Annotated in this window: 9 protein-coding genes; 2 read left to right on the top strand and 7 right to left on the bottom strand. The window is 47.3% G+C overall.

The genetic code is table 11. The annotated features are described in order from the left end of the window. Positions 1-3: 3 nt before the first annotated feature. The 4 genes from ACUN27_RS09490 to ACUN27_RS09475 form a co-directional block, all read right to left on the bottom strand. Positions 4-5,097: an Ig-like domain repeat protein gene (locus tag ACUN27_RS09490; protein WP_445558796.1), complete on the bottom strand. Its 5,094-nt coding sequence runs from the start codon at positions 5,095-5,097 to the stop codon at positions 4-6. 200 nt (positions 5,098-5,297) lie between these two features. Then, entirely contained in the window at positions 5,298-9,773 is a 4,476-nt protein-coding gene (locus ACUN27_RS09485) for an AAA family ATPase (protein ID WP_445560609.1), read from the bottom strand. Between the two features lie 135 nt (positions 9,774-9,908). Then, positions 9,909-11,273: a (R)-1-hydroxy-2-aminoethylphosphonate ammonia-lyase gene (gene pbfA, locus ACUN27_RS09480; RefSeq protein ID WP_326060382.1), complete on the bottom strand. Its 1,365-nt coding sequence runs from the start codon at positions 11,271-11,273 to the stop codon at positions 9,909-9,911. A 190-nt stretch (positions 11,274-11,463) separates the two neighbouring features. Beyond that, complete coding sequence (locus tag ACUN27_RS09475) at positions 11,464-11,766, bottom strand: hypothetical protein (protein ID WP_315951791.1); 303 nt, start codon at positions 11,764-11,766, stop codon at positions 11,464-11,466. A 104-nt stretch (positions 11,767-11,870) separates the two neighbouring features. On the opposite strand from ACUN27_RS09475, the gene ACUN27_RS09470 reads away from it, so the two are divergent. Continuing rightward, complete coding sequence (locus ACUN27_RS09470; protein WP_445558795.1) at positions 11,871-12,065, top strand: hypothetical protein; 195 nt, start codon at positions 11,871-11,873, stop codon at positions 12,063-12,065. Between the two features lie 255 nt (positions 12,066-12,320). On the opposite strand, the gene ACUN27_RS09465 is transcribed toward ACUN27_RS09470, so the two are convergent. The 3 genes from ACUN27_RS09465 to ACUN27_RS09455 form a co-directional block, all read right to left on the bottom strand. Further along, the gene (locus ACUN27_RS09465; RefSeq protein ID WP_445558794.1) at positions 12,321-13,643 is read right to left on the bottom strand and encodes a glycosyltransferase; all 1,323 of its coding nucleotides are present in this window, start codon (positions 13,641-13,643) and stop codon (positions 12,321-12,323) included. Between the two features lie 162 nt (positions 13,644-13,805). Then, the gene (locus ACUN27_RS09460; RefSeq protein ID WP_445558793.1) at positions 13,806-14,882 is read right to left on the bottom strand and encodes a polysaccharide pyruvyl transferase family protein; all 1,077 of its coding nucleotides are present in this window, start codon (positions 14,880-14,882) and stop codon (positions 13,806-13,808) included. A gap of 38 nt (positions 14,883-14,920) precedes the next feature. Then, positions 14,921-15,628 (bottom strand): glycosyltransferase family 2 protein, encoded by a 708-nt coding sequence (locus tag ACUN27_RS09455; protein WP_315951796.1) that lies wholly within the window; start codon positions 15,626-15,628, stop codon positions 14,921-14,923. A 220-nt stretch (positions 15,629-15,848) separates the two neighbouring features. Between ACUN27_RS09455 and ACUN27_RS09450 the strand changes: the two genes are divergently transcribed. Beyond that, positions 15,849-16,361, top strand: a complete 513-nt coding sequence (locus ACUN27_RS09450; protein WP_445558792.1) for a hypothetical protein — start codon at positions 15,849-15,851, stop codon at positions 16,359-16,361. Positions 16,362-16,385: the final 24 nt, after the last annotated feature.

Below are 16,385 nucleotides of genomic sequence, written 5' to 3'. Positions count from 1 at the left end.
CTCCTAAGAAGCTTGTCTTGGTAAAATATACACACGAATGAGCTTCAACTGACGTTCTTGATTTTGAATGAGTAAAGTGTAATAGCCATATTCCGTTATAGGTAAAATACCATTTGTTAGCAGACTGGCATTTGCCTTGAAATCTCCGATGCTCTTCGGCCCTTTCGCCCATTTCACAGAGCTCGCTCCTTGAATGCCGAACAACGAAAGTTGAATCGCATCGCCGTACACAACCACATCGGTATCCTGCACTTTCACGGAATTGACGTAAACGGTGAACTCCGTCGGTGCGATGACAACCGCCTTCCGGGTCACTACCGCTTCGTTGCCTGCACGATCCTTCACTTTATACACGACCGAATATTCACCAGGTACTTGGGAATTGATCGTATTTTGAGTTACGCTGATCTTGGCTGTCATATCGCCGTCCACATAATCTGTCGCTGTGACGTCTGCCAGTGGTTTCACCACGGCTCCCACTTCAAGCAGCAATGGCTCGCCGCCGATAAAGGTAAACTTCGGTGCTTCGCGATCAATATTGTTTACATCGATACGTAACGCATATTTATTCCCCAGCATATCTACAGCGTCAATCCAACGTGTGCCATTGCTCGTAAAAGTGACTACATTTCCACTCATACCTGTGAATGTAAGTGCTTGATCGGATGTTATCGTTACATTCACATTATTTTTCGTTGGTGCTGTTTCACTATAGGTATAGGTCACTTTTGCCTTTGTCTTATTAATGTTATTTACCGTAGCTTGAATCTCCGTTAAATTTCCTACAACGTCCTGCAAATAGAAGGTGAACGTACCGTTATCCTTAAACACAACCTGCTTCGCACGGTTATTGTTCAATACATAGAACGGCTCATCCGCATCTACCGTTACGATGACATCTTCCTTTGTTGCTGCTGTCGTACTGTAAGATAATCGTGGTGTAGGAGGTGTTCGATCGATATAGTTGACCGTCGCCTGAACGAAAGCTTGATTGCCGGCCCGATCTACAACGACGAATGAATAGGTCCCATTGCTTGTAAAATCATAAGCCGTGCTGCCATTATTGCCGATCACGGTGATTGGCTCATTCGCTAGAACAGTTGCCCGCACATCAGATCTCGTCTTTGTCGTTTCCGAATATTGAATGGAGACGACAGGCGGTGTCTTGTCGATCCGATCAACGGTGGCGACCAACTCACGCTGATTTCCAGCAACGTCTTGGAACATAAAAGTAAAGGACCCATTTTGCGTAAACGTATGCGTGTTGTTCCCCGTACTAAGAATCTGTACAGGTACGCCCGAGTTATCTGTAGCGGTCAACGTTGCCACGACATCTTGATTCGTCCACCCTGTATGGCTGTAGGTAACAATGGCCTCAGGAGCTTCTCGATCGATATAGGTAACAGAAGCGACCGTCTGTCCTTCATTGCCAGCAGCATCACGATATTCAAACAAGAACGTACCATTGTCTGTAAACGTATACCGCTTGCTGCCCCCATTGTTCGTTACGGTCACTGGAGATTGATCCGTGAAGGATATTTCTACATCGACATTATCTTTGGTCCAAGTCGATCTGCTGAAACTGAGCTCTGCCTGAGGCGCCTCCTTATCGATCCAGCTCACCGCCGCTGTCCGATGGCCGATGTTGCCTGCCTCATCTTCGTAATCAAATGTGAATTGCCCGTTCTCTGTAAAGGTATACCAAGGGCTTCCGCCATTATTGAGAATCGTAACTATCCCGTTATTGTCATCATACGTAATCAGCGTAACGGTAACATCCTGATTCGTCGGCCTTTCCGTGGTGTAGACCAACTCCCCTGTTGGCGGCTGCTGATCGATTTTGTCAACATAGACCTCATCATTGCTTACGATGCCTGTACTCACATTACGCACTTTATAGTGGAGGGATCCGTTCGTCGTAAATTCATAAACAACCTTCGTTACCGTCTGACTGATGACTTGCGCTTCACCCGTGATCGTCAAATCCATTAATTCACGCTCAGGACTTCCTGACGCATCGATCGTGACGCGGACAGGTCCGTTCGTCCAATCGCTCGGCGTGAGCGTGACATCTGAGGATGGCAAGCTGCGATCAATCCATTCGACATTGGCCATAGCGACCCCAACATTCCCCGCTGCATCCTTAAATTCAAACTGGAACTGTCCATTATCTGTAAATACATGCTCTTTTTTGCCAAGCTCCGTATTCGTTACGACGACAGGCTCGTTGGTGGTGAGCGTCGCCGTCACATTATTGGCGGTCAAGCCGGCAGGTTTGTAAGATATCGTACCTACCGGACTTGTGTTATCGAGCAGAAACGGATTACTGCAAAATGTCGTCACATTCCCCGCTTTATCGGCTACTTTCACCCATAAATACCAAGTACCGGTCACTTCATTTTTATCCGCTTTATGATCTGCGCCTAACGGCGTCCACGTTGTTGGCTCCGCCATATGGGACGTCGACCAGGCATGTGCATACGTCAGTTCACTCTGTGGAGCCCCTGAATCCGTAGCATAAACAATCGTGCTCACAGTTTTCTGCTGAGATGATCCATTGGTGCTTAACGTGATGACCGGTTTGGTCTTATCGATCCAAGTTACGGTCGCTATAGCCGTGTTCACGTTGCCTGCCTTATCTCGGAAATTGAACGTATAGGTGCCATTGGTCTGAAAGATATAGGTCAACCCTGTAAGTCCATCTACCGTTATGTCAGCGGATGGTGTCGCATTATCGGTGGCTGACAATGTCGCAGATACAGGCTGATTCGTCCATGCGGTTGTGCTATAAGTAATATTCGTCAATACAGGTTTCGTCGTATCAAAAGTTACCGTATCCGAATATGTCGTTGAGATGTTTCCCGCCGAATCCATAAACTGAACCGCTATCGTTCGCGTGCCTTGTGTGGCAGGGATCGTGATCGTTTTGTCAGTCGTAAACGTCTCCCAACTCCCCCATATACCGCTATCCACCGCGAATCTCATCTTATCTACCGTGCCTTGTAAGTCCGTGGCACTCAGCTGGACGGGCACTGTCGTAATGTTCGTAAACTTTTTCGGGATGCTTATAGCACCTGTTGGCATTTCATTATCCAGCTTATAGGGCCCACCGGTTACCAGCGTCCAGTTGCCTGCTTCATCATAAACCTTGGTATGAATGTAAAAAATGCCGGTTTGATTCGTTATGGAAAGGGTCCTAATCGTTGACGTCGCCCATGCCGAATCGTTCCCATCTGTCGTTGCTTGTGTTGTTACCGCATATTTAATCACAAAATTAGCTAGATTTGTTGTCATGTTATCCGTCAAATTCAAATCCGTCGACAGCGTCTTACTGTAGGCTGCCGTGCTAGGAAGCGTAAACGTTACTGTAGGTTTCGTATTGTCGAGAACAAAGCCCTGCGTTGTCTTCGCATATCCAATGTTCCCTGCACTGTCTGTTGTCTTAATATGCAAATATTGCGTACCGTTAGCGCCTGTGGGAGAAGAGAGCGTTGTCGTTGAAGTTGTTTTGTTGCCGGTTCCATCAAAAAACATCTGCCAACCGGGATCATTCGCTGCAGGCGTCGTTACACTCGTTCCCCATAAGTAAAAGGCTTGCCCTAACGTACCTTTCGCATCCAGTAACGTAACGCCTACTTGGCGGGCAGTGCCTGGCGCGCTATTGCCCTGCGCCGTAAATGTAACGCTCGGTGCTGTCTTGTCAATGATAAAATTGGAACTTTCCAATGTGCCCACGTTATTCAAATTGTCCGTAGCCGTTAGCTTCAGCTTGTAGCTTCCTTCCACACTATTCGGTACGTTGAGCGTACCGCCGCTGATGCTCCCCGTCCCGGTTGAATATGAAACCCCGTCTTTAAACCATTCGTAGCTGACTTGTTTCATACCGGAATGTGGATCTGCAACCGTATAGGTTAGTGTATGGCTCGTCTTGGCTGTTCCCGATGTCGGATTCATGCCAATGGTTGGCGCTTGGTTATCGTAATTAAAAGGTCCCGCTGTTTGAATGATCGTATTCGCTGCTAGGTCGACCGCTTTTGCATGCAAATAATATGCACCTGTCCCTGTCGGATCAATGGGGGCAGCCCCGTTAATGAGGCTTCCTGAAATACCTGCTGCCGCCGGTGGCGTTGCGCTCTGTGACCACACGTAGAAGAGACTCGTGTTAGCTGTTGACGGTGTATCTGCAGTCGTAACTGTCACTCCATGACTTTTTTTATATGTGGCATCCGATTGTTTGCCGAAAGTGAGCGTTGGAACTGTGTTATCCAAATAAAAGGGTCCTTTGGTTTGGATCACTTCATGTCCTACAACGTCCACCGCTTTGGCGTGAAGGAAATAAATGCCAGGTGCTGCAGGATCTACGGCTGCAGCACCGCTCGTGATAATCGTATTGATGTCAGCCGCAGCAGGTGCTGTCTGGCTTTGCGTCCACGTATAAGTAAGCTTAACGTTTTCGTTCAGCGGTAAGTCACTGGCGGTTACGGTTATTCCTAATGTTTTCTTATAGTTCGTATCTGCCGGCAGATTGCCGAACGTGATAGTAGGCAGCGCATTGTCGATATAGATGGGCGTCTGGACCAAGCTCTTAAAGTAAGCCACATTATTCAAGGACGTGCCGTCCGTAAAATAAGTCGTCCCATTCGAGGTTGCGTTCCAAATATTCGTAGGCATATTCACACCATCCGAAGGACCGCAGCCATCCGGGCCTCTTTGAATATCGACAAGTCCCGAGGGCATATCCGCGGTAATCCCTCTGGCATATACCGGAGAGGAGTATCCCTCAAACACGGCATTATACAAACGAATCCAGTCTTGCGTACCGTTCATGGAAATGGGAATCGTTGATTCCATATCACATTTCACAGAGGGGTTCGACGATTCGAAGGGAACATTCATCTTGATCGTCTGTCCTGCTGTAAAAAAATATTTGCCGTTTACCGGAGAAACCGTGGCCCCGATTGAACTAATCGTGACAGCTGTAGGCTGCTTGACAGCCCCAGCAGGCGCTAAGGTTGCTGCCCTTACCGTTATCGGAAATGGTAGGACGACACCTGCCAATAGCACCATACTTGTGAAGAGCCCCCAAATTTTTCTCATAAAGCCTCCTTTTGATCAAACCTGCTTATTTGGAACCCCCACATTCTACGCGAATTTCGACAAATATCGATAGTGCCAAAGGTCATTTTCCCGAAATAAAACATGAGAAAAGTCCTAACGCACACTAGAACTCCCTGGAAAACAAAATGAGCTAAGCAGATAAGAATCTGCCTAGCTCATTTATAGTTACCGACATTTTGTTACTCCCAAATATTCCAATCTTTCGCCTTGGCAACCGCCTGTGTGCGACGGTTTACTTGTAGTTTGCCGTAGATGGACAACGTGATGTTTTTGACTGTGCCTACGGCCAGCTCAAGTCTTTGCGCAATCTCTGGATTCGATAAGCCTTTCACCATGAGCTGCATGACATCCTTCTCACGTTCGGTCAGCGACTGGGTGAGCAGACTGGCGTCAAGCTTCGGCTTTCCTGTATCCATAACAAGCGGCTCCGTTTTCACAATGGTACCCTCACTTGCAAAGCGATTTAGCACTGCTAGTTGGGCAGACATCATCTGCATCAGCTCCAAACGTTGGCTGGCTTGCGCCCCGGTCACCGCTTCATTTTCCAAATAAACGATTCCGGCTAATCGGTCCAGCTGCTGAACGGGCAAACAAATCATTGAACGCGGACGAACACTGCGAATATACGGATCCCAAGCGAATAAGTCGTCCAGATGCGCATCCTCCAGGATAAGCGGCTGCTTGGTTCTAGCTACGAAACGGATCACTGAAATCGGTAAATCAAAACAGCTTTCTAGCGAAGCGGAGTGGCCGCTCTTGGAAATGTTTCGATTAATGTCATGCTCGGCTTCGATCCACAAATCGCCGGCTTTATTAACGATCCAGAACCCTTTGGCCGCTCCGGCATTTTCCATAAGCGTCACTAAATAATGACCAAGCAGCTGTTCGAAACCGTACGCTTGTGTCAGTCGGGCTGCCGCTTTCTTGAACATATCCCGCTCCACTTCCACAGAAGGTTCCTCGTTCGCATCCTTGTAGTCCGTTTGAGCGGACGCGCGAGTGAGCTTCAAATCTTGCTCCCATACTCGGCCTTCCTCACTCGACCTTTCAAATAAATCAGAATACTGCTCGCGAAGCTGCAAGCACTTCTCGATAGCCCCCCATACCTTAAAACTATGATACGCATCCAAAAGGTATGTTTTGGCAAACTTCTTTTTACCCATGGCTAAAAGTAATTTACCGGCAAGTTCGCATGAAATGGCTTCCAGATGGGTATATCCATTCTCACGCGCCGCGTCTATCGCCTCATCGTAACAGGTTAAAGCTTGCTCCCATCGCCCTTTCAGACGGGCTGCTTCTCCCTTCATCAGTAATAACTTAGGCAGGAAGTGACTTGGCCCTAACTCGGACCACTTTCGCATTTGCCCCAGCATACTTCGCATCTTTCCGTCCGCCAACTCCTGTTGCTTCGCCGATTGGTCACAATACACACTGGACATGGCTAAAAAGCCGTACAACATGCCCTCGGGCAAATGCGAATGATACTTGTAGTATCGCTCGCTGTGCTCTGTCTGTTCCCAAAGCTCTGCAGCTTCTTGATAGCGGCCGAAGAGGTACAGCAGTTGAATTTTGCAAATGTAATATTCAAACACAAGTCCTATACGGGTCTCTGCAGGACTCATCGAATGAAGAAAAGAAACCTCATCAAACGCGTCATCACTCAGCGTTAGACGACCTGCCGTCTCTCCCTTTAGACATTTGGCAAACTGCTGATATAACGCGAACGATTTCATGAGGAAAGGATCTTTTTTATGAAAAGCGCCGCCTTGGACTTGGCAAAATTCGTACAGTTCTTCCAGATGTCCACCGAAAAACAAGCTGAACTTCATGCCGCGAAGCGAAAAACCGGCATAATACATATCGCCGCTCGCGAGACTTAGCCGATGAGCTTCTTTAAATAACGGCCACGTTTCCTGAGCGCTCATGCGCCAGAAGTGAGATAACGCATAAATAAACGAAAGCTTCGCCTTCAATGGCGAATGAGCAGCATCACCTAGGTGCAGTGCTGCTTCCGAAAGCTCGCATCCTTCCTTGTGCTTCCCTTCCTCACTGGAAATATACGAGGCAAAAATCGCAATGATTTCCGGAAATCGGTACGCCGCATGGTGTTCAAGCATCAAACGTATGCTTCGGCAAATCATCACGACGAATAAATTCATATCCACAAAAGAGGAAGCTCGCGCCACAAGCGGCAGCAGCTGCAGGATAGCCAATTGGAGCGGCGACGTTTCCTCGCTGCGCTCAGCATCCAGCTTTTTCGGGATGCCTTCGTGCAGCAATCTGCGCGTTTGGCTCAGTTCCTTTTGGCGCCGAGCAGCTCCAACCTGTTTGGGAAGCTCAATGCCCAACTTGCCCAGCAGCTGCACACCAGCATGAAAAGCCTCTCTGGCATTCCCGCGATTGATATCAAGCTCCAGTTTCACCGCGTAAGTCCGCAACTCCTCCAAACGAGTATGCGAGTGGGACACGAGCTGCTCGAACAACAGCTCCCCTGTTTCCAAGTGACCGCATAACACCTCAGCTTGCATGCGTTCCATATACAGGTCATAAGTTAACGCATGATGCTCCTCCCAATCCGTGTCGGTCAGAAGCCCTGTACCGAAGGCAAGATACGTCGCTGCCGACAAGTATGCTGCCGACTTTCTAGCTTTACGGCTTGCCTGTAGCGCCATTTCGGCGACAAGTCGTTTTTCCTCACGGTCCGTCAATTGATTTTGCCCAAGCATGAAATGATTTAACGTCGTATACATGAGGTCATCCGGCTTGTCAGCCGTTTGAAGGCCCCATTGATACCGACCAATTCCCGAGTGAATCTTCTCTTTCTCTTCGGCCGTTACGGCATCATAGGCAGTCTGCCTAATCGTATCGTGAATAAATACGAACCACATATTCGGATCTGTCGATTCCAGTAACGAGGAATCCGCAGTCCTGTTCAGTCCATGCCACCTTTCACGTTCTCTGACAGGAAGAACTAATCCTTCCGTCAGCGCAGGCTCCAATTGTTCCATGACTTGTTCGGGAGATTGCAGGCAAATAGCAGCCAGCGTGTGCAAATCAAACGAATGGCCAATACACGCGGCCATGCGCAGCACAGATCCCGCTTGATTGGGGAGCTTGTCCAGCATTAAGTCCCAAACATCGTCAAGCGAATCCTGCTTGTGGATTTCGTCTGCATCCCACAGCCAAGTTTCCGTACGCGTATCGAAACGCAGCCATTTTTGGGCATAGAGAGTCTGTATGAATTGCTTCATATAAAGGGGATTGCCGGCCGTCTTCTGGAAAATCGCTTCAGCCAGCGACCGCCCCCTTGACTCTTCCAAATGTAACGTTTGGCACAGAAAAAGCTCTGTTTCCAGTAACGTTAAGGAAGAAAGCACAATCCGCCGATGGTCAAATGCCGCCCGATGATGATCATTCAACCAATGTCGAGGCTGCATGTCTTTGTCACGATAAGCGAGTATACATAAGAAATAACCTAGATCCCGACTTTCTGAAATACTGCGAATAAAATCCTTAGTGGCTGCATCCGCCCAATGCGCATCATCAAGAAACAAAATAAAAGGTGATCTTTTTCCAGCAAACGTACGAATCATCACTTGAAAAGCAAAATGAAGCCGGTTTCTAGACTCCATCCATGGCAATATCTCAGCATCCGGCTGCTCGCCGATAATCAGGTGCATGTTCGGAATAATCTCTGCCAAAATGCCTGCATGATCACCAAGTGCCGCAGTCAGCTTGTCTTTCCACCGTAATAATTGTTCCGCACTCCCTGAAAGGAGCCGATGAATGAGTTCTTGAAAAGCTTGAATCAGTGGTGCATAAGGGACCTCCCTAATGAGTGGATCCGCTTTTCCCGAAATAAAATAACCTCTCTCTTGCTGCTGCGATCTGTACCATTCACGAATAAGTGTCGTCTTCCCTACGCCTGCGCCTCCGCTAACGACAGCAAACGCCGTCTTCCCATTCAAACTGTCAGCATAAGCGTCAGTCAAAGCCGCCATTTCCGCTTCACGTCCGCTTAGAAAAATTGGCATTCGCAAATGGCCTGCAAAGTCCTTGCTTCCCAGTGCAAAAGCTCCGATAACGCCATTTTGTTCCCATTCACTTCTACATCTTTTGATATCATATAAAAGACCGTAGGCACTCTGATACCGCTCCTCAGGTGCTTTGGCCATCAGCTTGATGATGATGTCGCCGATCTGCTGAGGTATGCGGTGATTAACCTCACTCGGATGTGGGGCGCGTTTCGCCAAATGAGCATAAATCCATTCCGTCGGCTCATCCGCTTGATACGGAAGCTCTCCCACCAGAAGCTCGTAGCATATCATCCCTAGGGCATATAAATCCGTGCGTGCATCCGTGCCCCGCTTTAGTCGACCGGACTGTTCCGGCGCACGATAGGCCCAGGATGTTTCCAACATTTCACTGTTCAGAGTGATTATCATAGGGTTTCTATCGTTAGCTTCAATTAAAATCGTTTCCGGACTCAAGCGGCGATGGACCTTGTCTGCGTTATGCAAGACCATAACCGCTTCCGTAATACCTTCTGCGAGGGACAGAAAACCAGACATTTCTCCTTGCTGCTCTTGCCAATATCTATGAAGAGGGACGTTCAGTCTGTTATTTGTTACCATTACTGCCTCCCCTGAGCTCATCCATACCAAGTTGTTGTTCTTTCAAGCAAATTATATGATTTCCCCCCCTGCCAAAGCAATTAGATTTATTCATGAAAGGGACGTGCAAAAAAGCATAGCGATAAGTCGCTATGCTTGATGTAGATGAAGATGAACTTATGCGAGTTCGGCAATGCTCTTTTCCAGAATATCCAGGGCTTCATTGAGATGATCTTCCGTAATGATCAAAGGGGGTGAAAGCGTCAGAACATTCCCCTTGGACACTTTGAAATTAAGCCCTCTTCCCAAGCAGCTATACATGACGCGCTCGGCCTCTTGTACGGCAGGTTCCTTACTCACACGATCGGTTACGAGCTCAACAGCAACAAGTAAACCGATTTGACGGATATCTCCAATAAGCGGATACGTCTCCATCATGCTTTTCAAACGCTGCGCCATGAGATCGGCCATACGGCCCGCATGCTCCAGCAAGTTCTCTTCCTCGATGACTCGGATGGTTGCCAGCCCGGCAGCAGCTCCTACCGGCGATTTTTCATGCGTATAATGCCCGATCGACATTTGCTGTGCTTTGTTCAACTCTTCCTTCACGAGTAAAGCTGCCATCGGGAATACACCGCCGCCTAAACCTTTCCCCAGCACCATCATGTCGGGTTCAATCCCGTAATGCTGGTAAGCGAACATTTTCCCCGTTCGGCCAAAAGCCGTTGCCGTCTCATCAACAATCAACAAAGCGCCATAGCGATCGCAGAGTTCTCTAAGCTTTTTATAATAAGCGACAGGTGGAATTTGCACATCCGTATTTCGAATGGTTTCGATGACTACGGCACCAATCTCTCCATCTTGTTCAAGCACATACTCAATAGGCTTCAAACATAAGGAGTGCGCTTCATCCTGACACCCAAACACACAACGGTACGAGTTAAAAGGGATCACATGCTCAGCGCCGGGAAGCAGCGGACCTAAGCCACGGCGGAACGCCCCTTCTCCGCCTACGGATATCGCATCCAGCGAGGCTCCATGAAACGCTCCCCACATCGATAATGTTTTGTATTTACCGGTAACTGCGCGTGCAAGCTTAAGCGCCATACCGATGGCGGATGTCGCTCCTGGCGCGAAGAGAACTCTTTGCAGGGCTCCTTCAGTTAAAGCAACTAATTTATTAGCAAGCTCAATGGCAGGCAAATTCGTATATCTTCTCGTACAGAAGGATAACTGGTCCAACTGCTGTTTCACAGCTTCAATAACAGCAGGATGGCCAAAACCAAGCTGATGCACGTTATTGCCATGGAAATCCATGATTCTGCGTCCTTGGCTATCTTCTACATAAATCCCTTCACAGGAGGAAAGGACATTCAGACAAGGTGTAGATAACGTTTGGTGCAAAAAGACATCCTCATCCTCTTGCAAATAAGTTCGTGCTGCCTCATCAATTTGAGCTGTCCACCATTCACTCCTTGCTTCCGTTAAATTTATATCGCCTTCCGTCTTCATGAATGCTTGATGCTCTTGTTTGGTTGGCATATGTTCACCTCTAGTTGGATTTGGTTGTTTCTATATGGACATCTTACACTGTGTTTGTCATCATTATGTTAAATCTAGTTTAATTTTGTGTATTTAATTTGTTTTTATTTGTTTTTAGTTGTTATCGGGAAAAATGCTGCTAAATTGTTCATTTCTGCTATATTCGATCCAGTAGATGGAAATTATCCTGCTAATTCCTTAGGTTACGTCTGAAATGGGACGAATCGACTGAAATAGCTGCACATACTCCCGATAATTCATCAAAACCCTGCTCCGCACCATGTTTAACTGTAAAAATTCCAGTTACTCTGCCAACGAACGTAAAGATATACGACTTCGTCGTCTCTTTAGGACGAGCGCGTTTGCCAGGGTAGTGCGCAGCAAATTTGCGCGGCACAGACACACACAAACAATGGCCACTGCCTTCTCTATGCTGCACTTTGTGCAACTTAGAGGCCTCAAATTGGCCACTGCCGGCTTCTACGTTGTACAAATTACACCGTAAAAGGCTGAGTAGAGCGGTTTTCACGCTATTTTGATTGAATTTATTGTACTTTGTGCAATGAAGATCGGGGTAATGGGGTTTTAAGCAGTTCTATGCTGTACAAAGTGCAACATAGAACTGGGAGCGAGGGGCCGTGGCGCGAGGCGGTGAGGTTTGGTTACTTGGCGCAAGGCGGGCATGCAGCGCGGTATGGTCACTTAGTGCGAAGCGGGCCTGCAGTGAGGTTTGATTACTTGGTGCGAGGCGGGCATGCAGTGCGGTTTAGTCACTTGGTGCGAGGCAATTAAACAGTGCGGTATGGTCACTTAGTGTGAAGCGGGCATGCAGAACGTTTTGATTACTTGGTACGAGGCGATCATGCAGTGCGGTTAGTCACTTTGTGCGAGGCAATCATGCAGTGCGGCATGGTCACTTAGTGTGAGACGTTTATCAGAGCCGTCTGGTTACTTGGTGCGAGAACTTAGCGCGACACGCTTATTCAGCGTTTCTTATACAGCAAAAAAAGCCACCGATATAGTGGCTTTTCATAAACACGCTATCTATTATATTTCCGATCGAATGGCGGCTCGTTCTGTCGAAGGTAATGTTTTTAAATGCTTCAAGTAAACATCGAAGAGTGCTGGGATCGTGTCGTGCACATTAAATTTGTCCTCAACAAATTTACGGCCTACCCATCCAAGATCTTCCCGCTCACGCTCTTTCAGCTCCAATACCGACTTAATGTCGGACTCGAACTCTTCTACCGTCCAAGGCTTGCTCGCTCCATGATCACAGAACCAAGTCTCCCATGCTTTGGCATACAGTTCCTTGCTCATAACCCCCATATATCCGGTAGCTCCTGCAACAATCGTAGGACATTCGCAGGCAAGTGCCTCTAACGCAGCACGCCCTGTGCCAATAAAGCAATCGCTTGCGGAGTAATAAGCACACATATGCAAAGACTCTCCAGCCAGTTGTATAAAATCGACTCCGGCTTCTTCTTGAATTCGCGCCATTTCTGTTTGAACTAGCTCCTTATGATGCCCGCCACCGACAATAATCAGCTTGAGCTCCGGATAGTCGCCTGCAATCAGTCTGCGACATGCTTCCATAATCGCAAGTGAAATATCCGCTTTCTCAAACGACAACCTTGCCGCATAAGTGACGACTGGAGCGTCATGGTCGATTCCCCAGGAAGCACGCACATAAGGTTTGGTCGACTTGTGAGAGGAAAACTCCGACACATCAATCCCATTTTGCAGCAGGATAGAGGTAACGTGATTAGCCTTCAATGTTTTAACAATCGATTGGCTTACAGCCAGCACGGTGTCGCATTGTTTGACTAATGGAATTAAGGCATCATCAACGAATCCATGCACCGTAAACACGACTGGAATGTTCATTTCCTTCCCAGCCTGTACGGCGAAAACGCCTGATGGCCACTGATGAGCATGCAGGAGGGAAATATTTTCGTTACGGATAATAAGTTTCAAATAATCGATAATTTCAGCTTTTTTCTCCGTATTCTCTTTGAACTCATCTGTTACAAAATCGACGGTATAAACCGGACAGCCAAGAGCAGCAAAGGCGTCTAGCATTCTTCCGGTCTTCGCCGCAACGACCACATGCGCACCATTTCTCATTAGCTCACGAGCTAAACCTAATGTATGCGTCTCGGTCCCACCTACGTTAAACTGGTCAATGACCAGAAGGACTCGCAGATGTTTCTGCATTCTGCGAATTTCCGAAGCAGGAAGCTGCACCATCTGCGGCTTACCTTCAAAGCGGACAACATCCTTCAAATGAATGGTACCGCTTTTTTCATTTTTAATGACAATCACATTTTGATTCTGGGAAGATTGTTTCTTCCTAGCTGGCTTACGCAAGCTAGAAATTACTTTTCTCTTCGGCAACGGCAAATTCCTCACTCCTTCCATGTGCGCTGGCACCGGGGCTGTTTGTCTTGTACTCCTATAATGTATGAGATGAGGACGATCTTGGCATGGTTGCTTATAACGATTACTTAAATTTCCATAAAACCCATTTTCTTAGCCCCATGCATGAAGGAAAGGAGAGCGTAAGCTTGTTTGATAAGCAGAAATGTTAGCTTGTAGGCGATGCCTATCGAGATCCCAATTCTCTAGAATGTGAGATGAGGTTTGTTCTAATTTCTCCGCAAGCCGCTCCTCGTCCGTTGAAACTACAGAGGAGTGCAGCCCGATTGATTCTACGAAATCAAATGTTTTCATCCGATAACCAAGTGCGATGAAGGGAACTTCAGCCGCAGCTGACATGACATTAGCGTGCAGCTTGAAATTTACTGTGAATGCGCAGCGCTTCATAATCCTCATCAACGCTTGCGCCGAATAAACCTTCGGTGCGATCCGCACAGCTTCCGGGCTGCCGATCTTATCCGCCAACCTTGTCAATGCCTCTCTATCAGGGTTCCATACGTAATATAAATATAGCTTGTAGCCCGCTTGTATCCACATCTTGCAAGCTTCCGCTAATTGATTCTCCACAAGCTCTTCCTGACTCCCATAAATCCGGTTATAGGAAGTCCCCCAGTTGATCCCCACAACCTTCTCATTAGAAGGCCACATTTTGGTATTGATAGGCGGCTCCAAATCATCCGAACACAGCAATACACCCGGATCTCCGCTTACGATGAACCTATCGGCATCCACATCAAGATATTCCAGCAGCTTTTTGGTAAGCGGTCCCCGCACACCGGAGAATATAGCATTTTGGCTTATGTTCTTCAGCATTTTCCTATGTTCAGGCGTTGCTTGATACTGAATCCTCCCTGTATCTCCACTTGATAGACTTAACATATCTTTTTTAGTTATCCAATCGACGCCACTGCCCCATACAGCCACTTGCTTCCCTTGCTTCAAAGCATGATGCAAGACATCCACATAACCTGGAATAAGCAGGGAACCCCCGCCAAGTACCACGACATCATAATCAGCCACATCCTGTAAACTTACGCCTGGCATGGAGGGTACGACCGTAACAGGTTGTTCGGGCATCATGAGATTAGCACTTTCACGAAAAACATCCCACATTAAGTCGTCTCCGATATTGCCGAAACCAATCCACCCTACATAGAAAACTTTTCGCATCCCAGTCTCCCTTCCTGACTCGTTATGTCAGATCATTTCTATTTTCGGAAAAACTCCCTTGAGCGTTGGTTTTCATGTCTTCTATAGAAATAAAGGGGTTCTTTCAGATTGTCTACCTTCATACCTGCTGCTATACAGCGTGCAATGAAATCGTAATCCTCGACACCGACACCACGCCTAATCGGTCCTCCGATCTGATCGAACACGCCAGCACGGAATAATATCGTTCCATGACAAACACAATGACCACCGTTTTTATAGACCGCATTTATTTTAGAAACGCCATAGCTGAGCCATTGCTCCCGTTTACGGCTTTCGAAGTGACCATCCTGGAAATATTCATAGGAGGTTCCAATCATATCAAGGGATGGATGCTCGCGCATGGATTCGACTTGCCTCATAATCCTTCTGGAATGCGATAAATCGTCTGAATCTTGCATGGCAATGAATTCGCCTTTGGCCAAATACATGCCCACATTGACCGCTCCCGCATAACCTGTATTGCGCGGCAGCTTTACGGCATAGAAACGATCTTCAAACGAGAATGTTTTTGCCGTTTGCTCTTTAATCTCCTTCCATCTATGAATCTTGTTCCAAGTTGAGTCCGTTGATCCATCATCCACAACAATGATCTCTATTTCCTTATAGGTCTGTTTAAAAACACTATTCAAACACGATTGCACATAAGCTTCCGAATTATAGCAAGGAACGATGATACTTACACGGCCTGGTATCACTTCTCTCATCATTCATCCTCCGGCTTCATCTCTATACTTCTAATAGATGCACCCTATCATGAAATGGAAAGGGGCAGATGACGGACTGGATATACCTATTATTGGAAATCTAGTTATATGAATCCCTAGCAAACATACATTTTAGAAGACTTAGACATATGTTGGAAGAGTTTGGTAAATACCGAGCATATGATATGGCATGTCTGAAAAAGGAGGAGGTGCAACTAAAATGTCTCTAAACTTAATTCAAAACTTTTCCTTTGAAACTGGCATTAACCCATGGCAAACAGCTGGTACAGCCGGTACAGTAAATCCAATAACAGGCGCATTCGAAGGCAGCTTTGTCGGCACATTAGGTCCACTTGTCGCACTACTTCCCGGCAATGCAGTCATAAGCCAAGCATTCCCTGTCCCTGCTGATGCCGTTAACCTACGTGTGAGCTATGCGCTTCGTCGACTTTTGGCAGTAGCTCCGATTGTAAACGGAAATATTCAAGTTCAGATCGTATGGCAACGAGGAGCAGATGGCGGCTATGCCGTGATTTCCAGCGAAGTACTAGAAGACATGCCAGGTACGGATATTGATCTTTCGCTAGAGTGGGAAACGCACGTTGTAGTGACAGGTCCTAAACCTGCCCTAGCTGAGCAAGCCAGAATTCGCTTTATCTTGTTTGCCTCATTAATTGAATTAGGCGTTGCTGGCACTTATATTGATGAAGTTGTCGTTACAGCTCAGTCCTAAGATTAACAAATGAATGCCTATCAG

It is taken from the genome of Paenibacillus sp. WC2504, from assembly GCF_052682475.1.
The sequence above is the reverse complement of the archived record's forward strand: the minus strand, read 5'-3'. Positions and strand labels throughout refer to the sequence as shown.

Coding starts and splice junctions, on each gene's coding strand:
- ACUN27_RS09490 (WP_445558796.1), bottom strand. CDS start 5,097: ATGAGAAAAATTTGGGGGCTCTTCACAAGTATGGTGCTATTGGCAGGT.
- ACUN27_RS09485 (WP_445560609.1), bottom strand. CDS start 9,773: ATGAGCTCAGGGGAGGCAGTAATGGTAACAAATAACAGACTGAACGTC.
- pbfA (WP_326060382.1), bottom strand. CDS start 11,273: ATGCCAACCAAACAAGAGCATCAAGCATTCATGAAGACGGAAGGCGAT.
- ACUN27_RS09470 (WP_445558795.1), top strand. CDS start 11,871: ATGCTGTACAAAGTGCAACATAGAACTGGGAGCGAGGGGCCGTGGCGC.
- ACUN27_RS09460 (WP_445558793.1), bottom strand. CDS start 14,882: ATGCGAAAAGTTTTCTATGTAGGGTGGATTGGTTTCGGCAATATCGGA.
- ACUN27_RS09455 (WP_315951796.1), bottom strand. CDS start 15,628: ATGAGAGAAGTGATACCAGGCCGTGTAAGTATCATCGTTCCTTGCTAT.
- ACUN27_RS09450 (WP_445558792.1), top strand. CDS start 15,849: ATGTCTCTAAACTTAATTCAAAACTTTTCCTTTGAAACTGGCATTAAC.